Below are 24,740 nucleotides of genomic sequence, written 5' to 3' on the forward strand. Positions count from 1 at the left end.
CCCCTTTCAAAAACCGGCGTGACCGGGCCGGGGGCCATGGTTATGATATGGCTCCCACCAAAAAATCACCTCGTTCAGGGAGAACGTCAGATGAGCAGCCCCTTGCGTTACGTGCTGGACGGCATCCATTGCGAGCCACACTTCTTCACCGTGCCCCTTGATCACCAGCAGCCGGACGATGAGGAGACGCTCATCCTGTTTGGTCGCACCCTCTGCCGCCAGGACAAGCTGCACGAGGAGCTGCCCTGGCTGCTGTTCCTGCAAGGGGGGCCCGGTTTTGGTGCCCCGCGTCCGACCGCCAATAGCGGCTGGCTCAAGCGGGCCCTGCAGGAGTTTCGGGTATTGCTGCTCGATCAGCGTGGCACCGGCCACTCAACCCCCATCAGTGCCGATGCGCTGGCCCAGCGCAGCGCCCAGGAGCAGGCCGACTACCTCAGCCTGTTTCGCGCCGACAGCATAGTGCGGGATGCGGAATATGTTCGCGCCATCCTGAGTCCTGCTCGCCCCTGGAGCCTGCTTGGCCAGAGCTTCGGTGGCTTTTGCAGCCTTACCTATCTCTCCCTGTTCCCGGACAGTCTGCACGAGGTCTACCTCACAGGCGGCGTGGCCCCCATAGGTCGCAGTGCAGATGAGGTCTATCGCGCCACCTATCAGCGGGTGGCGGACAAGAACCGCGCCTTCTTCGCCCGTTTCCCCCATGCCCAGGGCATCGCCAACCGGCTGGCAAACCACCTGCACAGCCACGAGGTGCGCCTGCCCAACGGCCAGCGCCTGACGGTGGAGCAGTTGCAGCAGCAGGGGCTGGATCTCGGCGCCAGCGGTGCCTTCGAGGAGCTCTACTACCTGCTGGAAGATGCCTTCATCGGCGAGCGGCTCAACCCCGCCTTCCTCTATCAGCTGCAAGCCATGCAGCCGTTCAACACCAACCCTGTGTTCGCCATACTGCATGAGTCCATCTACTCCGAAGGGGTCGCCAGCAACTGGGCGGCCGAGCGGGTCAGAGCCGAATATCCGGCCCTGGCCTGGGCACCCGGCAAAGATTTCGCCTTCACCGGCGAGATGATCTTCCCCTGGATGTTCGAGCAGTTCCGTGAGCTGATACCACTCAAGGAAGCGGCCCACCTGCTGGCCAAAAAGGCCGATTGGGGCCACCTCTATGATCCGGCGCAGCTGGCCCGCAACACTGTGCCCGTTGCCTGCGCCGTCTATGCCGAAGACATGTATGTGGAGTTCGACTACAGCCGCGAGACCCTCAAGGGCCTCGGCAACAGCCGCGCCTGGATCACCAATGAATATGAACACAACGGCCTGCGGGTCGATGGCGAGCTGATACTGGACCGCCTCATCCGGCTGAACCGGGAGCGCTGATCCCGGCCGGGCGACGAGCCCGTCGCGATACACATAATATCGAGGGCGACCCATGAGTCGCCCCACCCTTTGGAAGCAGCACAATAATAAGGACACCCATTGGATCACCCGGAAATCTCGGCCGGCTGGCTGAGCCGCCTCTTCTATCACTGGACGGGCCCGCTGCAACGCAAGGGGCTGACCGAACCCCAGGTCGGCCTCGACGATCTCTATCCCCTGCTGCCGGAAGACAGACGGGATGGCAGGGCCGATGCCTTCCTTCAGCTCACCGCCACCCGGCCGGTACGCCCCTGGCCCATCACCGCCTTTATCTGGCGCCATTACAAGGGGCGAATTGGCCTGCTCACCCTGTTGCAGCTGCTCGGCATGCTGGCGACCCTGGCCAGCCCCTGGCTGCTCAACCACAGCATGACCCAGCTCGGTGCGGGCGCCCCCACGGAGCAAAAACTGCTGCTGGCTTTCGCCCTGTTTGCCTCTGTGCTCGCCGCCGGCATGCTGGCGGAGCACTCGTTGCAGCTGGCGCTCAAGATGCACGTCCCCATTCGCCGCCTACTGGCCGAAGCCCTGCTGGCCAAGGTGATGAAGCTGGGGGGAAAGAGCTTCGACGACAGGGCCGGCGGTCGGGTGCAGAACCTCATCAACCGGGATGTGTGGGACATAACCTGGATCCTGGCCGACCCCGCCATGCCGCTCACCATGGCACTGCAACTGCTCGGCACCATAGCCCTGCTGGTATGGCAAGTGGGCAGCGCGGGCCTGGTGGGTTTTGCGGTGCTCACCCTGCTGCTGCTCATCTCCACCCGGGTGGTGCGGCGGATGAACCAGCAGGAGCAACAGCTCAAGCGCCAGCAGGACGAACGCAACGGCATACTGGCGGAATACATCAAGAAGCTGCGGCTGGTGCGCCAGAACGGGCTAGGCGCCTTCTTCACCCGGGCGGCCAACGCCAAGCGCCAGCAGGAGCTGGGGGTACTCGGTCGGGTGCTCAAGCTCGATGCCATCAACGACAGCCTGATGCTGAGCACGCCACTGCTGGTGACCCTGGCCACCTTCACCACCTATCTGGTATCGGGCCAGAGCCTGACCCTGCCCCAGGTGTTCACCACCATAGCCCTGTTCGCCGTGCTGCGGATCCCCATGATGCGGCTGCCCTATCTCATCCGCACCCTGATCAACTTCAACACCGGCTTCAACCGGCTGTGCGAGTTCCTCAACAGCCCGGAGCAGCACAGGGATCTCACCGATGCCAGCCTGCCCGTCGGCAGCCTGCGGGTCGATGCGGTCACTGCCTTGCACCAGCAAAAACCGGTACTGCAAGGGGCCAGCCTCATCATACAGCCGGGGGAACTGGTGGGGATCACGGGCCCCACCGGCGCGGGCAAGAGCTGCCTGCTGCACCTCATCGCCGGCTTCGATGACAGCTTCGAGGGGGAGATCCGCCGTCACGGCCGGGTCGCCCACCTGGGCCACAAGCCCTGGCTGATGAACGACACCATTCGCAACAACATCTTGTTCGGTCAGCCCTGGCACGGTGAACGCTATCGCTGGGTGCTGGGAGCCTGCGCCCTCGGCGCCGACCTCGGCCTGCTCAGCCATGGCGATCAGACCCTGGTGGGGGAGCTGGGTACCCGCCTCTCCGGCGGTCAGCAGCAGCGAGTCGCCCTGGCCCGTGCCCTCTATGCCCAGGCCGATATTCTGCTGCTGGACAACCCCCTCTCGGCACTGGACCCCATCGTCTCGGCCCAGGTGCTGGAGCAGGGGCTCGCCTTCAAGCCGGGCCCGACCCGACTGCTGGTGAGCCATGATCCGGACGTGCTGGCCCACTGCGATCGGGTGATCCGTATCGAGCAGGGCCGACTGGTTGAGCTCGATGCCCGCCAGCTGGCGGATCTCATCCAGCACCCGCTTCCCGCCCCAATGGTGGCACCGCAGGAGGCTGAACAGTTCAGCGAAGAGAAGGTGGTGGAAGGCAAGGTGGACTGGGGCCTGTTCGGCTTCATGTGGCAGCGTCTCGCCGCCCCGGGCGCCATCCTGATCGCCCTGCTGCTCACCCTGGGGCAGGAGGGGCTGCGCATCGCCTCGGATCTCTGGCTCGGCGGCAAGGCCGGCCTCACAGAGGTGAGTTCGCTGCTCGGCATCTATGTGCTGCTGGGGGCAGGATCGCTGGTCTGTATCATGGTGGTGCGGGTCATCAACTACAAGCTGGGGCTCAAGCTGGCCTGGACCCTGTTCGACGGCATGCTGAGCCGCATCAGCCGCGCCCCCATGGCCTTCTTCGACAAGGTGCCGCAGGGGCGCATCCTCAACCGCTTCGACCGGGATCTCGGGGAGGCACAGGAGATACTGCTGTCCATGCTGATGGGGCTGTTCGGCATGCTCATTTCTGTGCTGCTGCAGGTGGTGGTGATCGGCGTCAACATGCCGCTGCTGCTGCTCATCGCTCCCCTGGTGGGCTGGGCCCTCTATGTGCTGCAACGGCGCTACCGGGCGGTGCAGCTCAAGCTGCGGCGTCAGGCATCCGTGCTGCGCTCGCCGCTCTACATCAGCATCAGCGAGACCATTCGCGGTGCCCCCGCCCTGCGTCTGGCCGGAGCCGAGCGCTTCGCGCTGGATCAGGTGCTGCTGCACTATGACAACAACCTGCGCAGCTGGTACACCACCACTTCCATCAACCGCTGGCTCGGCATGCACCAGACCCTGCTCTCCGCCGTGCTGGTAGGCGCCGTGGCGCTGATGGTAGCCTTTGGCAACAGCTCGCTGCTGGGGGCCGTCGCCATCACCTACGCCTTTACCGCCTCGGCCATGCTCAACTCCCTCATTCGCACCTTCGCCGAAGTGGAGCAGGTGATGAATGCGGTGGAGCGGGTGCGCGAATACAGTGAAATCGAGAGTGAGCGCCAGCATGGGGAAGCGCTGGTGACGCCCCATCCCGGGGTGCGCTTCGACAACCTGGGATTGCGCTATCCGGAGGCGAGCCAGTGGGCCCTGCACAAGGTGAATTTCGAGTTGGCCCCCGGCGAGAAGGTGGGGGTCTGCGGTCGTACCGGTGCGGGCAAGAGCTCGCTGCTCGGTGTGCTGCAAGCCATGTATCCGGCCTCACAGGGAGAGATTTACTACGGCGATCAACCGCTGTCCCGGCTTGCACCGGAGGCGGTACGGGATCTCTACGACACCGTCTCCCAGACCCCCCTCACCTTCTTCGGATCCTTGCGCGCCAACCTGGCGCCGCTCACCGAGCAGGATGACGAGGCGCTGGAGCTGGCACTGGCACGGGTCGGTCTGGCCGAGCGCTGCGCTGGCCGGCTGGACGAGGACCTCGACAAGCTGCAACTCTCGGCTGGCGAGACCCAGCTGCTGGTGATCGCCCGCATACTGCTGTCACGTCGCCCACTCATAGTGCTGGACGAGGCCACCTCGGATCTCGATCACGGCGGCATGCGCAAGATGGCGGAGCTGCTCTATCGCTACCGGCCGGAGGCCAGTTATCTGGTCATCGCCCACCATCTGGAGCCGCTGCTGTCGGTGGACAAGGTGGTTGTGATGGAAGCGGGAACCGTGGTGGAACAAGGCTCGCCAGTCAGCCTGCTGGCCAACTCCCACTCCCGCTTCCATCAGCTGTTTGTCGGTCAAGTCAACCGCCAGGTGGCCGAGATCAACTGACACGAGAAACAACAAGGGCTGCCCGCAGGCAGCCCTTGTTGTTTGGTGGAGCCTCAACGCTCCATGATTTGGGTGACATCATCCTGCTTGATCATCACCTCCCGCCCTTCTGCATCGTAATAGCGGTACATGCCGGTGCTCTCATCCAGCTTGGGCTTGCTGTCGGTGGTGATCATCTTCCCATCCTTGGTACTCATGATGTATTGAGAGCTGCACGCCACGAGTCCCAGTGCACACACCAGGATCATCATCAGTTGTTTCATCGCCTGTCTCGTCTCCCTCTTCACCCTCACCACGAGGGTGGTGACTGAAGCCTAGCGCAACCTCACCGCCCCCACAGAGTGGATTGATAGAACGGGATCTGCATCAAAAATCAGTGACTTGGCGTCGACGTTGAACTTGATGCCAGCGGCACATATGAAAAAGGCCGGACATCTGTCCGGCCTCTTGTTACTGTCTGTTCATGACTTGGCGGGCTGACGCTCGCCAGTCACAGTCGGATTCTTGGGATCCGAGCTCCACTCATACCAGCCGCCGTCGTAGACGCTGATCCGCGTCCAGTCCATCAACCAGGCGTAGAAGAAGGCCTCGGAGGCACGCCAGCCGGTACCGCAGTAGAAAGCGGCCTGCTGGGTCGGCTCGATATTCCACTCATCCCACATGGTGAGGATCTCGCGGGCCGGTTTCATGGTGCCGTCCGGGTTGTGGAAGTCGCTCATGCTGTTGGCATCCACGCCACCACGACCCCACTTGGCCCCCGGAATGTCGCCTTTCGGCTTGATGTAGCTGTAACCTGAGGTATTGCCGACAAACTCGTCCCAGGTGCGCACGCTGACCAGGGCACTGTCGGGCTGCTTGAGCAACGCCTTGGCCTGATCGAGTGTGGTGTAGTACTCGGGGTGAGCCGGAATGGCCACACCAAACTCTTTCACCGGCTCGAACTTGTTGGGCAGGCCGGTTTCGGTGCGCAAGTGCTGCACGAACCAGGCATCGAGGCCGCCATCCAGCAGGCGCACATCGGCCACGCCGGCATACATCATCAGGTGCGCCGCGCGGGCGGCCGCCATTGTGTTGCGACCATAGAGGATGACGGTAGTGTCGTGACGGATGCCGTTTTCCAGCAGCAGCGCCTTGAGCGCCTCGTCAGAGACCTTGTTCCACAACGGCTCCTCTTCCAGGCGGTTGGTATCGATATAGCCAGCCCCGGGTATGTGACTGATGAGATAGGCCTTGGGTGAACCCCAATCCACTTCGAACAGCTTCCACTCCCCTTTGGGGGCGGCAACCACGGGTTTGCCTTCCTGCAGGTCCGCCAGCCAGCGCGGATAGACCAGCTGCTGCCAGCGCGCCAGATACTCGCGCGGCGCGGCTTTCCACGCTTGCAGCTCGAACAGCTGCTTGATGCCCTGCTTGCGCAGCAGACGGGCCACCTCGGCCACTTCCCGCGGCTCGCCATAGAGCGCCACCGGACGATCGGCTTTCAAGCCCTTGATCTCCAGCGCCTTGGGCCATTCGTCATCACTGTATTTCCAGTCGGCCGAGAGATTTTCGGCGCCAGCAACGTGGCCACCCTGCTTCTCCCCTTCCATCGGCCAGCCCTGATAGAAGTGGCTGGCACGGGTATCCAGAATCACGGCCTGTTTGGCCTTGGCATCCGCCAGCGAGAGGGGTGGCAGTTCGGCTGCAAAGGCGGGCAGCGCGCACCAGAGCAACAGGGCCGTCAGACCGGTCCGCAACAGACCAATATATGCTTTCATGATGTTTTCTCGATTCATGGTAAACAAGGTTAAAAAATGGAACGGCCCAGACGCTCGGCCAGCAGCTCCAGTGCCGCCGTGCCCGCCAGCGAGTTGCCAGCCTTGTTGAGCTCGGGCGACCAGACACACACACAGAGCTCACCAGGGATCAGCGCCATGATACCCCCTCCGACACCGGATTTGCCCGGCATACCGACCCGATAGGCAAAATCACCGGCCTCGTCGTAGAGACCACAGGTGGCGAGCAGGGCATTGACCTGCTTGGTGGTGCGGGCCGGCAGCAGCGGCTCACCGGCCCCCAGCGGCACGCCGCGGTTGGCCAGATAGATGAATGCCCGCGCCAGATCGACACAGCTCATGCGGATGGCGCAGGCATTGAAGTAGCTTTGCAGCACCTTGTCCACTTCGTTTTCGAAGTTGCCATAAGCCTTCATCAGATAGGCGATGGCGGCGTTGCGGGCGGAGTGCTGATATTCGGAGCGGGCCACCACCTGATCCGCCATGATGGCAGGGTTGCCACTGAGGCGACGCACCAGCTCCAGGGTACGTTGGCGCGGGGCCGTGAGCCGGGTCTCAAGCAGATCGCTCACCACCAGGGCACCTGCGTTGATAAAGGGATTGCGAGGTATGCCCTGCTCGAACTCCAGCTGCACCAGCGAGTTGAACGGCTGGCCGGAGGGCTCCTTGCCCACCCGGGCCCAAATCTCCTCCTCCTGATAGAGGGTGAGCGCCAGCGTCAGGCTTAGGGCCTTGGAGATACTCTGGATGGAGAAGGGCTCGAAGGCGTCACCGGCGGTGAACAGCTCCCCCTCCACGGTACAGACCGCCATGCCGAGCCGATCGGCCGGCACCTGGGCCAGGGCCGGAATATAGTCGGCCACCTTGCCTTGCCCGAGCAGCGGGCGCACCTCAGCCAGAATGCTGGCCAGTAATTCGGATGACAACACCATAAGCGATTCCATAACTAGGGGCTGTGGAGATCCCATCCCCACTGACAAAAATCCCGCCAATGGCGGGATTTGTCTATGTACCCGACACAGGGTACCCGTAACAGGTCGCCCACAACAGGCAAGCGGTTATCAGGCCGGTTCACCGTACCAGAGGTCAAACAGTTCGGTGACCACCACGGCTTCCATCCCCTTGCCTTCCAGCCAGGATTTGAGAACGGCGCGGTCTTCTTCGGTACATTTGCCCAGTTGCTGAGTGCAGATCATCCCTTCCCAGGCCAGGTGGCCTGAACCGGCGAACGCCAGTCTACGGGGTTCAACAACCTCATCGATCATCGCATCGACTACCGCATCGATGGTCTCTTCGGCAGTGCCGACCGGGAAATTGAAACTGATGTCGAATCCCATTTCCTGGAATTCGTCGACTCGCAGTTTCTTACGCAGACGGCGGCTACGATTGGCCATGATAGCTCCTTAGGTTAGTTGACTCGTTAAATTAGTTAACGCGTTTGAAAATCAGATCCCAAACCCCGTGGCCAAGACGATGGCCCCGTTGTTCGAATTTGGTCAGCGGACGCCAGTCGGGACGAGGCACCCAGTTGCCGGTGGTGGAGGTATTCTCGTAACCCTCGGCGACGCTCATCACTTCCAGCATGTGTTCGGCATAGTTTTCCCAATCGGTGGCCATGTGGAACACGCCACCTATGGCCAGCTTCTGGCGGATATCCTGGGCAAATGCCGGCTGCACGATGCGGCGCTTGTGGTGACGGCTCTTGTGCCAGGGGTCCGGGAAGAAGAGTTGCAGGCAGGCCAGCGAACCATTCGGGATCATGTGCTCCAGCACCTCGACCGCATCGTGGCAGATGACCTTGAGATTGGTGACGCCCGCTTCCTGGGCGGTGCCGAGGCAGGCTCCCACACCCGGTGAGTGTACCTCTATGCCGATGAAATTTTTCTCGGGGACATTCTTGGCCATCTCCACCAGGGAGGCGCCCATGCCAAAGCCGATTTCCAGCACCACAGGAGCCTCGCGGCCAAACAGGGCGACCAGATCGAGCGGTGCTGGCGCGAAATCGATACCCATGACCGGCCAGAGTTCTTCCAGGGCCTTCTCCTGCCCTTTGGTCAGGCGGCCTTCGCGACGGACAAAGCTGCGGATCTTGCGCATGAACTTGCCGTCTTCGTTAAATACATCTTGGGTCACAGACATAATCAAATTGCTCGTTATTGCATCGGTCTGGGTCACAGACGACATGAATGGATTACTCGTTATTTCATTGCCCGGGGTCACGGAACACATGGATGAATGGCGCGTTATTTCATCAATCCGCGAAACTGGGTAGCGAATTATCCCAAGATAGGCCCAAGGCGCAAGTGTTTCGCGAAACAAATCCCCCATCGCTGACCAATTCCGCCACCACGATTGACAAATGCCACCCCCTTCACAGAATCTGCGTGGGGTCGGGCGCATGCTTGCCTGCGAAAATAAAACCATACACAACAAAGGATTGCAGTATGAAACACACAGCATTGGCGTTTGCCATCGCAGCCCTGCTGGCCGGGTGCAACACCTCCAGCAATGATTCACAGGCGCCCAGCGCCGCCGAGCAAGCCTATGAGTATCTGGTGCAACTGAGCTCGAGCGCCGAGGGGATAGGGGCCAGACCCACAGGCACGGAGGCCGAGACCCGCGCCGCAGCCTGGATCCAGGATCATCTGACAGGCTGGGGTTACGATGTGCAGAAGCAGCCGTTCACCTACACCAAGAGTGGGGCCAGCAAGGCCTCCCAGAATCTTGTCGCCGAGCTGAAGGGCCAGAGCGACAAGGTGATCCTGATCGGCGCCCACTACGACAGCACGGGTGACAAGCATGGCTCTGAAGGCGCCACCGACAACGGCGCCGGTGTCGCGGCGCTGCTGGCGGTCGCCGAGGCGCTCAAGGGGCAGACCCTGCCCTACACGGTACGCTTCGCCTTCTTCGGCGCGGAAGAGAACGGCCTCAACGGCTCCAAAGCCTATGTCGCCAGCCTCGACAGCGCCGCCATCGCCCAATTGGTGGCCATGGTGAACTACGACACCATAGCCGGCGGCGACATCGTCTATGTTCACTCTGCTCACTCGGATGTGGCCGAATACAACTGTGCCGAGCCAAGCCGCTACAGCTTCGATCCCAAGGTCCGTGACCGTCTGCTGGCCATCTCCAAACAGACTGATACCCCGTTCGCCATCCACCCCAGCTACGCCGGCTATCCGGAAGGGGAGACCGGCAGCTGGTCGGATCATGCACCCTTCGCCTGTCTGGGGGTGCCCATCGCCTACGTGGAGGCCACCAACTTCACCATCAACGGGGCAGATGGCTATGACGGCTACTCCCAGACCACCAATCCGGCGCTGTGGGACTGCTACGACGATGCCACCAAGAGCGCCTGCGATCGGGACAGCGAGACCCAGTGGGGCAAGATCTGGCATACCCAGTACGACCGTCTCGACAAGATGGCCGAGCTGTTCCCGGGCCGGGTGGAGCAGCAGCTCAGCGCCAACACGGATCTGATGATCCGCTTCCTCAAGGAACCGGGCCTGTAACGCCAACAAGCCGTCAATGACGCGCGTTGGCCAGGGACCAATTCAGGGCTTTTTGCGCTCCACGGCCGCCCCCGGCCGATAAAATTCGGGCAGGTGCCAAACCTGCCCTTTTTTATCGATTTTTGTTGCAGCCATTGCCTCATTTTTTAAATCTGATACAAACGGATAACTTGGCGGTCGAATGGAGCGACCGCTCACCATGCCAGAGAGAACCCTATGCAACCGTTTTTTGCCCAGCGCTTCGAGAAGGTAGAGCCTTCATTTATCCGCGAGATCCTCAAGGTCGCAGCCAATCCCGAGATCATCTCCTTTGCCGGTGGCCTGCCCAATCCGCACCTGTTTCCGGTCAAGGCCATCGATCAGGCCTGCCAGGATGTGCTGCGCGAGCAAGGCGCCGCCGCCCTGCAATATGCCGCCACCGAGGGCTTCGCCCCGCTGCGCCAGTACATTGCAGACCGCTATCTGGCGCGCCATGGCATGAGCGTCAACCCGGACAATATCCTCATCACCAGCGGCTCCCAGCAGGCGCTGGATCTGCTGGGCAAGGTGCTGATCGACGAGGGACAGGATCTCATCATTGAAGAGCCTGGCTACCTTGGCGCCATTCAGGCGTTCTCCGTCTATCAACCGGCATTCCAGCCCATTACGCTGGGGGAAGAGGGTCTGGATCTGGTGGCGCTGGATGCGCTGCTGGCCAGCGGCTCCAACGCAAAACTGCTCTACGGCGTGCCCAACTTCCAGAACCCGAGCGGTGTCTCCTACAGCCGCGCCAACCGTGAAGCACTGGCCGAGCGACTGGTCAGCCACGAACTGCTGATGGTGGAAGACGACCCCTATGGCGAGCTGCGCTTCGAAGGGGAGCACCTGCCTCCCATCGCCAAGCTGGCGCCGAACAATACTGTGCTGCTCGGCTCCTTCTCCAAGACGGTGGTGCCCGCCTTCCGTCTGGGCTGGATGCTGGTGCCGGACTGGCTGCGCCAGAAGGTCACCATCGCCAAGCAGGCCACCGACCTGCACAGCAACGCCTTCAGCCAGCAGGTGCTGCACCGCTTCCTGATCGACAACTCGCTGGATGCCCATCTGGAGAAGATCAAGGAGGTCTATGGCCGCCAGCGCGCCGCCATGGAGGCCGCACTGGCTCGTCACTGCCCGCCCGGCGTCAGCTATACCCGACCGGAAGGGGGCATGTTCCTCTGGCTGACTCTGCCTGCCAGTGTCAGTGCCATGGCACTGTTCGACGAGGCCATCAAGGAGAAGGTCGCCTTCGTACCCGGTGCCCCCTTCTATGTGCGCCCCGAGATCAAGAACACCTTGCGGCTGAGCTTCTCCTGTGTGGATGAAGCCACCATAGAGGAAGGGGTCAAACGCTTGACCCGTGCCCTGGCCCGCATGCTCTGACAGCGCTGCCGCCTGAATAAAGAAAAACCAGCGCTCTGTCCAGATCGCTGGTTTTTTATTTCTCACGCAGAAGAAACCGGGCCTGTCAGGCTACCAGCTGCTTGGCAAACTCCTTCATCGGCATGGGCCTGCCATAGAAATAGCCCTGCAGGAAGGTCACCTGACGCGCCCTCAGGTAGGCGGCCTGAACCTCGTTTTCCACCCCTTCGGCAACCAGCATCAGGCCGAGCCGGGTCGCCAGATCGATGACGTTCTCGACGATATGACTGGAGAGCGCATCCGAGCCGATCATGCCGACGAAGCTCTGGTCAATCTTGAGAAAATCCACCTGGAACTGCTGCAAGTAGGTCAGGCTGGAGTGGCCGGTACCAAAATCGTCGATGGCGATGAAGACCCCGAGCTGGTGCAGCTCGGCGAACAAGCGGTCGGTCACCTCATCCGCCACTATCAGCTCCCGCTCGGTCAGCTCCAGCACCAGCTTGATGGGGTTGGCCTTGAACCCATCGATGAAGTCGCGACAATCCTCCACCAGGCTCAGATCCTTGCAGTGGCTGGCACAGATGTTGAAGCCAAAGTGAAATCCCCTCGGCAGGGTATGGGCCTTGCCGGCAAACTGATCCCGCACCTGTGCCATCAGCAGACGGGTCATGGGGACTATGAGGCCGCTGTCTTCCGCCAGCGGAATGAAGCGATCCGGCGAGATCATGCCCTGACGGGGATGCTGCCAGCGCATCAGCACCTCGCAGCCGCACCAGTGTCCATCGTCCCCCGTCACCACGGGTTGCAGATAGGGTATGAATTCCCGCTGGGCCAGCGCCCGTCGCAATTCTTGTGAAGGAGAGGTAGAGCGGCCGGTCAGCCAGAACACGCCAACCCCCACCAATATGCCCAGCAAGGGATAGATGATGAGGCTGGCCCTGGAGTAACTCCAGACATGGCTGCCGTACTCATTGTGGGACAGATCGGTGACCACCCTGAATGGATACTTCGAGGACACCTGTTCCAGATAGCCGCCCGTACGGGATGGCACCTCCTCGCTGACCTGGCCGTTGGCCTGCATGGTGCGGCTGCCGATGACCAGCGCCAGCGGCGAGTTGCGGCTCAGCATGTCGAGAATGTTGTGCAGATAGTAGCCGTCTACCCCGACCAGCACGCTGTTATCGCCCACCGCCTGCCGATAGACGACAAGGGGGCGATCCGGCGTCACAGGGTTGCCTCTCAGCAGGTCGAGCTGACCCTCTGCGTAATCGGCCAGGGAGAAGAGACCGCTGTAGGAACCGTAGAGGGAGGTGCAGTAAATATGCTCCCCCCTGGCCAGGTTGACGGTACGTATGTCCGGCACGGTCGCCACCTGATCCCTCAGCCCCTGCACCACTTCGTCGCAAGGCCGATCCATGCTGCTTCGCACCATGGACGCCGCCTGCTGGGCATTGTCCAGAGTACGGTCAAACATGTGTCGTGCATGCAAGAGACGCTCCTCGGCATCCTGCTTCACCCCCGAAAACGTCTGCCATGAGATGATCAACACCCCCAGCAACACAGACAGCAAGCCTGCCAGCAGGGACACTCCCAGCCTCGTATAGAACTGGCGCAACCTCAAACGACGAAAAGGCATAATCATCCTCACGGCAACGACAAAAAAGCGGGCAAGTCTACTGGTCTCCGCTCACCTAGCAAGCCCTTCTGATACGATTGGCTGCAATCAGGTTTGGCCTGATTGACACCATACGCCATCACCACAGGGCTCGCAGTCACATCTTGCAAGGCATCCGTGCCGGAGCATACCCAATCCCCCCAATCTGGCCCTTGCTCATATCGAGTCAGGTGATGCCTCGGCAACCAGAGCGGGTGTGACGATTATAATCTTTGCAAAAACAGTTGCTTGTTCATGTTGTGCTGGCCCACTAGAGTAGAGCCAACAGAGTCAGGGAGTATGGATATGAAAATATTGATCACGGGAGGAACCGGCTTTATCGGCCGCCGCCTGGTGGCACATCTCAAGGTGCAGCACGAGGTAGTGGTGTTGACCCGTCAGGGGAGCCGCGCCTACGACCTGCTCGGCCATGACATCAAGCTGCTCGACAATCTGGATCGGCTCGACGACCTCAACGACGTGGATGCAGTTATCAATCTGGCGGGGGAGCCTATCGCCGCCGGGCGCTGGAGCGAGCAACGCAAACAGCTGCTGTGTGACAGTCGCTGGCTGCTGACCGAACAGCTGGTCGACCTCGTCAAGCTCTCCAGCACGCCGCCCAAGGTGTTGATCAATGCCTCAGCCATCGGCTGGTATGGGCGGCAGGGGGAGACGCCGCTGGATGAAGAGTGCAAGACTCCCCACGACGAATTTACCCATCAACTCTGTCAGCAATGGGAAACCCTGGCGCAAGAGGCTCGCAGCGCCCACACCCGGGTCTGCATAGTGCGTATCGGCCTGGTGCTCGGCGCCGATGGTGGCGCCCTGCCCAAGATGCTGCCCCCCTATCAGCTCGGTCTCGGCGGCCCCATGGGATCAGGCCAGCAGATCATGAGCTGGATCCACATTCAGGATCTGGTACGCGCCATGCTGTTCCTGCTGGAGCACGACGAGTATGACGGCATCTTCAACGGTACGGCCCCCCACCCCGTCAGCAATCGTGAGTTCAGCCAAACCCTTGCAACGACCCTGCACCGACCGCATCTTTTCTTCGTCCCCGCACTGGCGTTGCGACTGCTGATGGGAGAGGCGGCCGACCTGCTGCTCACCGGCCAGAAAGTGCTGCCAGCCCGCCTGCTAGAAGCCGGTTTTCACTTCACCTTTCCCGAACTGCCCCTGGCACTCACCAACCTGCTGCACCGGCCACGCTGAACCTGTTCCGGCAAGACAATTGCCGAAAATAACAAACCCGGCCATGTGGCCGGGCTTGTTGCATTTGCGCAAAAAGCAAGAGACTAGAGCAGCCCCTGACCAAGCCCGCGCAGACGATCGCTCAGGGTGCCCGCCAGCAATTGACGCTGCATTCCCTGCCCCGCCAACGTCACCAGCAGGGCGCCCAGCAAGGGCAAACCGCCCCAGATGGCCCAGTGGAACTGCCACTGCCCCTCGAACCACCACCATTGCAGGCCAAAGGAGCAGAGTTCGACCACCATGGCGGCGCACAGCCCCGCCAACAGGCCACTGGCAACCAGTTCCCAGCGCAGCATCTTCTTGAGCAGGTCGCTGCTGGCCCCCAGGGTGCGCATCAGCAACAGCTCGCGACGGCGGTGGGCCATGCTGGCCTGGGTCTGGGTCAGCAACACCAGCAGGGCAGCCACCGTCACCAGACCCAGCATCAGACCGAGTGCCCGGCTCACCTGATCAGACACAGCCGTCAGCCGCACTATCAGATCGTCTACATCGATGAGACTCACGGTGGGATGACGACGGATGATCTCCACCTCTGCCGCTCTGCTCTGCTCCGGCAGCCGATAGCTGCCAAGCCAGGTCTGGGAGAAGGAGGCCAGCATGTCAGGGGAGAAGATCATGTAGAAATTGGGCCGCATGTTGTCCCACTTGATGGCCCGCAAACTGGTGACCTGCGCCTTGAAGCTGCGCCCCTCTATGGTGAAGCCCAGGGTATCGCCGAGCGCTATGTCGAGTCGCTTGGCCAGGTCCTGGTCCACCGACACCTGGCCGGGCCCATCCAGCCAGCGCCCATCGGTCAGACGATTGTCTGGCGGCAGACTGGCCGTGGTGGTGAAGTTGAGTTCGCGGTTCACTCCTTCCCGCCCATCCTCGTCGTTGTCTCGCACCGCCTCGCTGGCGATGCTGACCAGCCGGCCCCGAACCATGGGATAAAAATCCGAGGTCAGGGCACCCGCCTGGCGCAACTCGGTGAGAATCCCCTCCCGCTCGTGATCGGCCACGTTGACCAGGAAGCGGTTGGGCGCATCCACCGGCAAGCGGGCGGAAAACTCGTCGAGCAGGTCGACCCGTGCCGCCCACAGCAGACCAAACAGCATGAGCGCCAGCGCAAAGCCAGCCAGCTGGAACAGGCCGCTGCCACGCTCGCGGGAGAGGTGATTGATGGCAAGGCGCAGCGCATGGGGCCCCTTGACCCGACGACCAAGCCGCAGCAGCAGGGAAGCGATCAGCGCCAGCAGCCCCATCAGCAGGCCCATGCCACCGATCAGCCCCAACGCCAGGGTCGCATCCGCGGTAAAGCCCCACACCAGACCAAACAGCCCCAGCAAACCGACCGGCAACGCCAGCCAGGGCGGGATCCCAGCCTCCAGCTCACGACGCAGCACCCGCAGCGGCGGTACCTTCAGCAGGCGCAGGAAGGGCACGAAGGCCAGCAACAGTGTGATGAAGAAGGCGACCGCCAGACCGAGAGCAAAGGGTCGCCAGGACGGCGGTGGCAGATCGGCCGGCAGCAGGTTGCCCAGCAGATGCAGGGTCAGCCACTGCATGGCACTGCCCGCCACCAGACCGAGCAGGGCACCGACCAGGGTCAGTGACAGCAGCAGCGAGCCCATCAGTTGCCAGAGCGTACGACGGGACGCCCCCAGCGTCTTGAGCAGTGCCACCATATTGGTCTGCCGCTCGGCGAAGTGGCGCACCGCTATGCCCATGGCCAGCGCCCCCAACAGCACGCCGGCCAGGGAGGCTAGCCGGAAAAAGCGCTCGGCATTGGCCAGCGAGCGGCCCACCTGGGAACCCTGATCGTCCGGCTTGATCAGTTTTTGTCCCGCTTTCAGTTTGGGTTTGAGCCAGCGCTCATAGCTGGCTACGTCCTCGCGCGCCCCTTTGAACAGGTAACGCCACTGCTGGCGGCTGCCCGGCAGCAGGGCGCCGGTCGCCTCGATATCATCACTGTGGATCAGCGCCCTTGGCGCCAGCAGGAAGGGGCTGAAGCCCTGATCCGGCTCCTGGCCCAGCACACCTGCCACCTTGAGGAGGGTATTGCCTACCTCCAGCTCATCCCCAATTTTTGCCTCCAGCAATTGCATCACCCGGGCCGAGAGCCAGATCTCGCCCGGGGCCGGTGCACGCTGGGGAATCAGCTCCAGCTTGCCATAGAAGGGAAACTCGCTCGGCACGGCGCGAATGGAGGCCAGTTGCAGCGCATCGCCATGGAACAGCATGCTGTTGAAGCTGACCGTCGTCTGCACGGAGAGGCCCGCTTTCTCTGCCTGCTTGAGCCAGTCAGCTGGCGCAGGTGTGGCCGAGCGCAGCGCCCGGTCGGCACCGATAAAGTCACGCCCCGATGCCTTGAGTCCGGCATCCAGTCTGTCCGCCACCAGGGCCACGCTCAGCACGCAGGCCACGCTCAGCGCCAGCGCCAGCACGAACCAGCGCAACTCGCCGTTGAAGCCTTCTCGCCGCAACAGGCGCAATCCCAATCGCCACTGCATCATGCGTCACCACTCCCGTTCAATCGGCCAACCTTGCAGTCATATCCAGGCATTCTCTTATGCACGCTGCACCTCATGTTGTTCGACCTCCAGTCGTCCTGCCGCCATCACCAGTTGCCGCTGGCAACGCTGGGCCAAGTCGTGATCATGGGTGACCACCACCAGGGTGGTGCCATATTCACGATTGAGCTGGAACAAGAGTTCGATCACTGTCTCGCCGGTCTTGCTGTCGAGATTGCCGGTAGGTTCATCCGCCAGCAACAGGCTGGGACGGGTCATGAAGGCGCGCGCTATGGCAACCCGCTGCTGCTCACCGCCGGAGAGGCGCGGTGGCAGATGGTGAAGGCGCTCGCTGAGCCCCACTGCTGCCAGCAGCTCGCGGGCTCTGGGCTCGCAGCGGGTCTCGCCACGCAATTCGGCTGGCAACATGACATTCTCAAGCGCACTCAGGGTAGGCAACAGCAGGAAGGACTGGAAGATAAAGCCGACCTGTTCGGCTCGCAGGCGGGCACGGCCCTCCTCGTCCAGTTGCACCAGCGACTGCCCGAGGATCTCGATATCCCCCTCGCTCGGCAGATCCAGTCCGGCCAGCAGCCCCAGCAGGGTAGACTTGCCCGAGCCTGAGGCGCCGACCAGCGCCAGTGTCTCGCCGGTATTGACTTGCAGGTCGATCCCTTCAAGGATGGTGAGGCTTTCCTGGCCCAGGCTAACGGTTTTGCCCAGGCCCTTGACGACAATAATGGGAGTTGAATTCATGACGCGTTTCCTGTTCGCCTTATGTTGCCTGGTTTCATCGGTACAGGCACAAACCCTGATGGTATTGGGTGACAGCCTGAGTGCAGGTTATCAGATGCCGGCGGACCAGAGCTGGCCTGCCCTGCTCAACCAGAAATGGCAGCAGCAAGGGGGCGAGCATCAGCTTATCAATGCCAGCATCAGTGGTGAAACAACACAAGGGGCCCTGGCCCGCCTGCCCGCTCTGCTCAAGGAGCATCAACCGGACTGGGTACTGATTGAGCTGGGTGGCAACGACGGTTTGCGAGGGTTCGCCCCCGCCATCACCCGTGACAATCTGGCCAGGATGGTGGCCTTGACCAAGGAGCTGCAGATCAAGACTGTGCTGACCCAAATTCAGCTGCCCCGCAATTACGGGGCCCGCTACCTGCGCCAGTTCGAGCAGATCTTTCCGGAGCTGGCCGCCGCCAACGCGCTGCCACTGATGCCCTTCTTCATGGATGATATTGCGTTGCGCCCTGAACTCATGATGAACGATGGCATCCACCCCACGGCGGCGGCGCAGCCGTTGATCCGCGACCGTGTGGCCAGCTTTATCGAGCCCCTCTTGACCCAATAATGCCCCCAGTATCCCCCTATACGCACTATCGGGCCCTCTTGGCCCAAAACAAAGATCCCGCCGAAGCGGGATCTTTGTTTTCATGACCATCAGCGTTTCAGTATCTGGCGCAGCCGCTCCTGTGCCACCCCGACCAGCAGGTCCGGCTGGAATTTGGAGATGAAGCGGTCACACCCCACCTTCTTGACCATGGCCTCGTTGAAATTGCCGCTCAGGGAGGTATTGAGCGTGATGAAGAGATCCGACATGCGGGCATCGCTGCGGATCTCGTGGGTCAGCCGATAACCATCCATCTCCGGCATCTCGGCATCCGTGATCATCAGCAGGATTTCGTCGGTCACCTTCTTGCCCGCATCACACCACCCCTTGAGCAGATTGAGCGCCTCCAGGCCATCCTGGCATTCGATTACCTCCAGGCCAAGCTGGGCAAGGGTTTCTCGCACCAGATTGCGGGCCGTGCTGGAGTCATCGACGATGAGCACCTTGCGACCATTCATCTGCGGCAATATGGCCAGGTCCAGCACCTCTTCCGAGATGCGGATGTCGTAGGTGATGATCTCGGCCAGCACCTTCTCCACGTCGATGATCTCGACGATCTGGTCGACGCCATCTTCGGGTATCCGGGTAATGGCCGTCAGATAGTTCGCCCGCCCGGCTGAGCGCGGGGGTGGCAGAATATCCTTCCAGGTCATGTTGACGATGTGGGCTACCTGTCCCACCAGAAAGCCCTGAATGGTGCGGTTGTATTCGGTGATGATGAGGTTGGACTCGCTGTCGATGGGCATGGCGCGCATGCCAATGGCGCTGCGCAGGTTGATCACGGGGATAGAGGTGCCACGGATGTTGGCCACCCCGCTGATGTTGTGGTGCGCCCCCGGCATCTTGTTGAGATGGGGCAGCTTGACCACTTCCCGCACCTTGAAGACGTTGATAGCAAACAGTTGTCGGGATCCCAAACGGAACATCAACAACTCCAGACGGTTCTCCCCTACCAGCTGGGTACGTTGATCCACTGAATCCAATATGCTCGCCATATAAAGCCCTTACGTCCGTTGCCCGAGTCTCGACATAGTATAGAAGGGTCAGAATCCCAACACGACCCGTATTCTTATCCTATGTCGGCTAGATGATGACGGAACTTGATGAAAAAAAGCGAGAATCGGCTCAAAGCCGGTCTCTCCTCACACTTGTCAGCAGCCAAATGGCTGACCCGCAGCCCTTTCGGCCGCGGGTGCGGGCCAGACCTTTGCGATGCGCAGCCAAATCCCCTGCCATCACCGCCAGTGGATGCACTTTCCGTTGGTCAGACATAAAAAAAGCGGCAGATTGCTCTGCCGCTTTTTACAGACTTCAAACCGGATTACTTGTCGATATCCAGCATGTTGTTGCTCAGCATGTAGTCGATCACCTGGGAAGAGGTGGACGCCGCGCTGCCGGTGAGACTGTCGAACGTGTGGTTCATCAGCACTATCTCCTGAGTCACGGACGCCGTACTGCTCTCCTTGACCTGCAAGTGAACTCCTTCGCTGTCCTGGAACACTGAGAGCAGGCCCTTCAGATCGTTCTGGTTGTGAGAACCATCGTGATCCAGCAGGTCGCTCAGATCCAGCTTGTCACCTTCAGCTCTGGAGAAGTCGACCACATAATCCTTGGCGATGGTGCCGCCAGTGGTGTCGCCCTGCAGCCAGATAAAGGTATCGGCCCCGGCATCCCCCTTGAGAATATCGTTGCCCAGGCCACCGACCAGAATGTCATTGCCCAGACCGCCGCTCAGGGTGTCATTGCCGGCACCGCCATACAGGGTGTCGTTGCCGCTGCCGCCGTACAGGGTATCGTTACCGCTCTCGCCATACAGGGTATCGTTGCCACTACCGCCGAACAGGATGTCGTTGCCGGCACCACCGAACAGGAAGTCGTCACCACCCTGACCGAACAGTATGTCGTTGCCTTCTCCGCCGAACAGCACATCGCCCTTGTCGTTGGCGGAGGACTGATCGAACTCGCTGGCATGACTGCTGATGTAGTCATGGACCTGGGCATCCGTCACCGAACCTGCACCCACCTTACCGGCTACATACTGCTTGATGGCCGCATAGCCTTCCCCGTTGATACCGGCGAAGTGAACCGCATCGCCGAACAGGATATCGTCGCCGGCACCGCCATCGATCCGGTCACTTCCCGGCTTGTTGTTGATGGAGGTCCCCAGAATGGCGCCGGCCAGATCGTTGGCGGACACGTTGGACTGCACTACCTGATCGCTGTCAAACAGCTTCAGGGTATCGATGGAGACGCTGCTGCCGATACCGATCGCTTCCAGCGTCACGTTATTGGCCAGCAGAAGCGGCAGCACAGCCAGCGCGTTTTGCAATGCCCAGTAGTTGCTGTCATAGGGGGTGGAGATCTCGAAGGTACCATCCCCCTGTGCCTTCAAGGTCCCGATGGAGGTTGAGCTCCACTTGTTGTTATTGCCCTGCGACCACTTCTGAACATTGCCGCTCGCGTCGATCAGTACCCGGTTGGCGCCGCCGATGTAGGCGTAGAAGGCTTCACCCGGCACATAGTTGTTGACGTTGACAAACGAATCGAGACGCTCGCTGGTCTTCGTATTCACGATCGGGTTGGTATCTTCATAGCCGTAATAGGTGTTTGGTGCCCCATCGGTAATGAAGTACGCCAGGTTCTTCGCATTGGTGTTGTTCTTGGCGGTGTCGCTGTTGAACCAGTTGGAGGTTGTCTTGAGCGCATCCTCGTAGTTGGTCGCCCCACCATTCCAGTAACTGCCGTCCATGCTGTCGAGCACAGCCTGCAACTTGGTCAGGACATTGGGATCCTTCAAGTCTACGCTGATGGACTTGTTGGCCTGACTGTCGAAGTCCACCAGGAAGATGTTGACCTTGCCCGCCCCCTCAGTACCGGCACTGGTCTTGAGGGTTGCAAACACCTGGGCCAGCTGGCTCTTGATGGTGTTCATGGCACTGGTGCCGATACTGCCCGAGCTGTCGACCATAAAGGCGATGTTGTAGTTCTGGCCCGGCAGCACCACGCTGCCGTCGAGATCGCCCACCACTATATTGTGTTCGCTGCCGTAGGTGCGGTTTTGATCACCCGGCTCCCCTTCGGTGGAGAGGAAGTAGCTCATGCGGATCGAATCCTGATCCGATGCGCTACTGGTCTGGTCGGTCACCACCTCCTTGGCGATGGCCTCCACCTTGAGGTCGAACTGACCGGCATTGCTGCCCGGCACCCGCAGGGTCAGATCGGTCAGCTTGACGTCCAGCGCGCCCTGGTTCCAGAGGCCACTGAGGGTCAGCTTGCCATCGGCACCTGCGGTTCCCAGCACTGTGCCACCCTGATACAGGGTCGCACCACTCGGCATGCCGCTCAGCTCCAGACTGTCGAGCTGTTCACTGCCATCCCTGTCGGTAAGGGATGCACTGATCTCGAGGGGGTAGTCCACCACACTGGGCTGTACCGCCGTCAAGGTTCCGTCAGTCTGATTGAACTGGTAGATGCCGTCATCAAACTGAACCAGTTCAATGTCGTACAGCGACTTGCTGATGGTGGTGCCGTTCTCCTTCACCAGGAAGTTGAAGCCGCCATCACTTCTGCGCTCGATGACATAGTTGGCACGCGACCCCATCAGCACGGCAAGGTCTGTACCTGCGCCACCATACAGGGTGTCACCACCCAGTCCGGCAACCAGAATGTCGTTACCTACGCCGCCGTCGAGGGTATCGCCCGAGACAGAGTTGCCACCGACCAGCACGTCATTGCCCAGACCGCCGACGAAATAGTCGCCGCCGCCCTTCACGCTGACGATGTAGTCATTGCCATTGCCGCCCACCACAGAGTCCTGACTGGTAGTGCTGTCGGTCAGGCTGTTGGTGATGCCGAAGCTGCCCTTGTTGAAGTTGCCGCTCTGGAACGCGCCTGTCGAGATGCCGGACGACGGGTACTGGGTATAAAGCGGTATGCCATTGCCGGTCAGGCTGATATCCACCACCGGCTTGTCAGCCACGGCAGCGATGTCGATCACCAGCTTGCTCGTGTTGCTCAGGTTGGCACCGTCGCTGATCTGGTAGCCGAAGCTGGCGTAGTCCCCTTGCTGGTTGCCCATGGACGTGCCGTTGCCATTGGCTGCACTGGTGCTGGACTCGTTGAGTCCTGGCACAAAGCGCAGATGGCCAGTATTGATGTCACCGTAAGAGACGAGGTCACCAACCTTGACGGCAATCCACTGGCCGGCGGCATTGAGATACTCCAGCGTGCCATTTTGCGGCAGCGTGCCGATCACGACGCTCAGATCAGACGCAGCCTGATCATCGCTGGCACCAAACTGGGACCACTTCAGTACCAGTGGCGTATCTTCCGTCCCGACACCGTGCCCACCCGTGGTCACAGGCGCGCGGTCGTTGTCGATGATGGTGCCCGTGCCGTTCTGGCCACCCACTGTCACCGTCAGCGTCTCGGTCGTTTCAACCAGTCGATCGTTCACGGTCGGCAGCGTCACGGTAAAGCCGGACACCCCGGCCGGCACAGTGATCTTGCCTGTGGCGCTGTTGTAGGTCACCCCATTGCTGAATTGTGCAATTCCCCAATCAGAGCTGGATGCCGGATTGGCACCGCTGCCCTGAATGGCGAAGTCATACTGGGTCGCCTCATGGGTCTGGTCAGACAGTGTCACCGTATGAGAGAGATTGCCGCCTTCCTCCGCGTTGCCGCTCGAGACAGATTGTACGACTGGCGTCACCAGTGGTTTGGTTGCAAAAGATCCCAGGCTGGAATCACCATCCGCATCCACTACCTTGATCTGGAAGTCGATATCACCGTCGCCAAGCGGTCTGGACATGTTCTGGTACTGGAAGAACTCCCACTTGCCGGTGGCCGGGGTAAATTCCAGACGGAACACCAGGGAGCCATCGCTGGCTTTACCTATCAAGGTATTGGCCGATTCCATGGAGGTAGTGATCAGCTTGCCGGTTGCCGTGGTCAGGCCGGTTTCGTTGGAGCCGAGCAGCTGCATATGGCCCTTGCCATCAGCCCCCCACTGCGGTGTCACCGTGCCTGAACCGTAAGCGATAGCCTGGGCGGTAGAGGAGCCGATGAACTCTATGCTCTTCACCGTCAGGTCGCTGTTGTCCGAGGTATTGGTGTTGCCGTTATTGGTGGCCTTGATCACCATGGTGTCGAAGCCGCCTTGCTGTACCTGGAAGTTCTCGGCGTAATCGCCACTGGTCGCATTGGAGCTGAAGGTCTGGGTACCGATCAGCACGCCAGCACGGTAGAACTCGACCACGCCACTTTCCAGCTCACCACCGAACATCTGGCTGAACTTGATGTTGGCACCATAGGCAACCGTGCCCGGATCCAGCTTCACAATTAACTCCTCGGAGGCAGAGGTTCCGTTCGCGAAGTGACGGAAGTCTATCTCGTTGGCAATGTTGTGGTACGGCCCGGCCACGCTGGACACCCCCAACCCTGCATTGGAACCATTGACACTGGCATCAATCAGAGTTGAGTTGGTTGCAGAGGTGAACCCCTTGGCTGTGATGGTAAAGCCAGCCAAATCTACCAGGGCCTTGTTGCCACTGAACTTGGTCAGATCAAATACCCCGGTCAACACATCTGGAATATTTGTCTTGGTAACGGAGACGGCAGCAGCATCACCCGCGACTGGCGCGTCATCCTCAACAGTGACATCCAGTTTGCCAGTGGTTGTGCCCTTGCCATCGGAGACCTTGACGTCCAGCTGGAACGACAGGGAATCCTCCTGGCCCTTGACCGGATGGTCGAGCGGCGCCTTGAGGGTCAAATCATAGGCCCAATCACCCTTGCCGCTGGCATTCGGTGCAGTGAGCTTGACCTCGACCACCGCCTTGTAGCCGTCGCTACCCGGGGTACCGGTATAACCGACCAGCGTCTTGCTGCCCGCATCCCAGCTCCACTTGACTTCGGAGCCGCCGGATGTGAGCCCTGCGGGTCCACCCAGTGACACAGTCAGCGTGCTGCTGTCCACATCACCCACTGAAATGGTACCGGACATGCTCTTGGCATCCGTGGTATCCGGGTTGCCGTTGGTGTCGATGATCCCGTTGGGCAAGCCCTCTTCGGAAACAGTTGCGCCATTGGAGATAGACAGGGTTGGCAAGTCATTGGTGCCGTTGATCACCACTGTCACAATGTGCGGGGTGCCATCGACGCTCTGCACGGTGAAGGTCTCAACCTTGGTCTCGTCTTTGCCCAGGTACTGCACTTTGCTGTTGTCGACGTTGTAGGTCCAGGTGCCGTCAGCCGTGATGC

Annotated in this window: 16 protein-coding genes; 6 read left to right on the forward strand and 10 right to left on the reverse strand. The window is 60.9% G+C overall.

What is annotated here, in order from left to right:
- Positions 1–90: 90 nt before the first annotated feature.
- Together GWQ31_RS12980 and GWQ31_RS12985 are read left to right on the forward strand one after the other, a co-directional pair.
- Positions 91–1,368: an alpha/beta hydrolase gene (locus GWQ31_RS12980; protein WP_275909523.1), complete on the forward strand. Its 1,278-nt coding sequence runs from the start codon at positions 91–93 to the stop codon at positions 1,366–1,368.
- A 99-nt stretch (positions 1,369–1,467) separates the two neighbouring features.
- The gene (locus tag GWQ31_RS12985) at positions 1,468–5,028 is read left to right on the forward strand and encodes an ATP-binding cassette domain-containing protein (protein ID WP_275909524.1); all 3,561 of its coding nucleotides are present in this window, start codon (positions 1,468–1,470) and stop codon (positions 5,026–5,028) included.
- Positions 5,029–5,081: 53 nt separating this feature from the next.
- On the opposite strand, the gene GWQ31_RS12990 is transcribed toward GWQ31_RS12985, so the two are convergent.
- The 5 genes from GWQ31_RS12990 to trmB form a co-directional block, all read right to left on the reverse strand.
- Positions 5,082–5,291, reverse strand: a complete 210-nt coding sequence (locus tag GWQ31_RS12990; RefSeq protein ID WP_021139660.1) for a YgdI/YgdR family lipoprotein — start codon at positions 5,289–5,291, stop codon at positions 5,082–5,084.
- Positions 5,292–5,489: 198 nt separating this feature from the next.
- Complete coding sequence (locus tag GWQ31_RS12995) at positions 5,490–6,785, reverse strand: sulfurtransferase (RefSeq protein WP_275909525.1); 1,296 nt, start codon at positions 6,783–6,785, stop codon at positions 5,490–5,492.
- Between the two features lie 29 nt (positions 6,786–6,814).
- Positions 6,815–7,735: a glutaminase B gene (gene glsB / locus GWQ31_RS13000; protein WP_005317985.1), complete on the reverse strand. Its 921-nt coding sequence runs from the start codon at positions 7,733–7,735 to the stop codon at positions 6,815–6,817.
- A gap of 129 nt (positions 7,736–7,864) precedes the next feature.
- On the reverse strand, positions 7,865–8,197 hold the full coding sequence (locus tag GWQ31_RS13005; RefSeq protein WP_005317987.1) for a YggL family protein: 333 nt from the start codon (positions 8,195–8,197) through the stop codon (positions 7,865–7,867).
- A gap of 31 nt (positions 8,198–8,228) precedes the next feature.
- Positions 8,229–8,942: a tRNA (guanosine(46)-N7)-methyltransferase TrmB gene (trmB, locus tag GWQ31_RS13010; protein ID WP_271787603.1), complete on the reverse strand. Its 714-nt coding sequence runs from the start codon at positions 8,940–8,942 to the stop codon at positions 8,229–8,231.
- A gap of 305 nt (positions 8,943–9,247) precedes the next feature.
- On the opposite strand from trmB, the gene GWQ31_RS13015 reads away from it, so the two are divergent.
- Positions 9,248–10,315 (forward strand): M20/M25/M40 family metallo-hydrolase, encoded by a 1,068-nt coding sequence (locus GWQ31_RS13015; protein ID WP_125607043.1) that lies wholly within the window; start codon positions 9,248–9,250, stop codon positions 10,313–10,315.
- A 216-nt stretch (positions 10,316–10,531) separates the two neighbouring features.
- Entirely contained in the window at positions 10,532–11,713 is a 1,182-nt protein-coding gene (locus GWQ31_RS13020) for a PLP-dependent aminotransferase family protein (RefSeq protein ID WP_059113151.1), read from the forward strand.
- Positions 11,714–11,798: 85 nt separating this feature from the next.
- On the opposite strand, the gene GWQ31_RS13025 is transcribed toward GWQ31_RS13020, so the two are convergent.
- Positions 11,799–13,328: a cyclic diguanylate phosphodiesterase gene (locus GWQ31_RS13025; protein ID WP_275909526.1), complete on the reverse strand. Its 1,530-nt coding sequence runs from the start codon at positions 13,326–13,328 to the stop codon at positions 11,799–11,801.
- Between the two features lie 324 nt (positions 13,329–13,652).
- Between GWQ31_RS13025 and GWQ31_RS13030 the strand changes: the two genes are divergently transcribed.
- A complete protein-coding gene (locus GWQ31_RS13030; protein ID WP_275909527.1) occupies positions 13,653–14,558 on the forward strand; it encodes a TIGR01777 family oxidoreductase in 906 nt (301 codons plus the stop codon).
- Between the two features lie 83 nt (positions 14,559–14,641).
- Here GWQ31_RS13030 and GWQ31_RS13035 read toward each other — a convergent pair whose 3' ends face one another.
- On the reverse strand, positions 14,642–17,089 hold the full coding sequence (locus GWQ31_RS13035) for an FtsX-like permease family protein (protein ID WP_275909528.1): 2,448 nt from the start codon (positions 17,087–17,089) through the stop codon (positions 14,642–14,644).
- Between the two features lie 54 nt (positions 17,090–17,143).
- Positions 17,144–17,842, reverse strand: a complete 699-nt coding sequence (locus GWQ31_RS13040; protein ID WP_005318003.1) for an ABC transporter ATP-binding protein — start codon at positions 17,840–17,842, stop codon at positions 17,144–17,146.
- On the opposite strand from GWQ31_RS13040, the gene GWQ31_RS13045 reads away from it, so the two are divergent.
- The gene (locus GWQ31_RS13045; RefSeq protein ID WP_111588371.1) at positions 17,841–18,440 is read left to right on the forward strand and encodes an arylesterase; all 600 of its coding nucleotides are present in this window, start codon (positions 17,841–17,843) and stop codon (positions 18,438–18,440) included. The genes GWQ31_RS13040 and GWQ31_RS13045 overlap by 2 nt on opposite strands.
- Positions 18,441–18,529: 89 nt before the next feature.
- On the opposite strand, the gene GWQ31_RS13050 is transcribed toward GWQ31_RS13045, so the two are convergent.
- Together GWQ31_RS13050 and GWQ31_RS13055 are read right to left on the reverse strand one after the other, a co-directional pair.
- On the reverse strand, positions 18,530–19,474 hold the full coding sequence (locus tag GWQ31_RS13050) for a chemotaxis protein CheV (protein ID WP_111588370.1): 945 nt from the start codon (positions 19,472–19,474) through the stop codon (positions 18,530–18,532).
- Positions 19,475–19,800: 326 nt separating this feature from the next.
- On the reverse strand, positions 19,801–24,740 hold a 4,940-nt coding region (locus GWQ31_RS13055), incomplete at its 5' end, for a VCBS domain-containing protein (protein ID WP_275909529.1).

The organism is Aeromonas sp. 2MA4, from assembly GCF_029237305.1.
GTDB lineage: Bacteria > Pseudomonadota > Gammaproteobacteria > Enterobacterales > Aeromonadaceae > Aeromonas > Aeromonas salmonicida.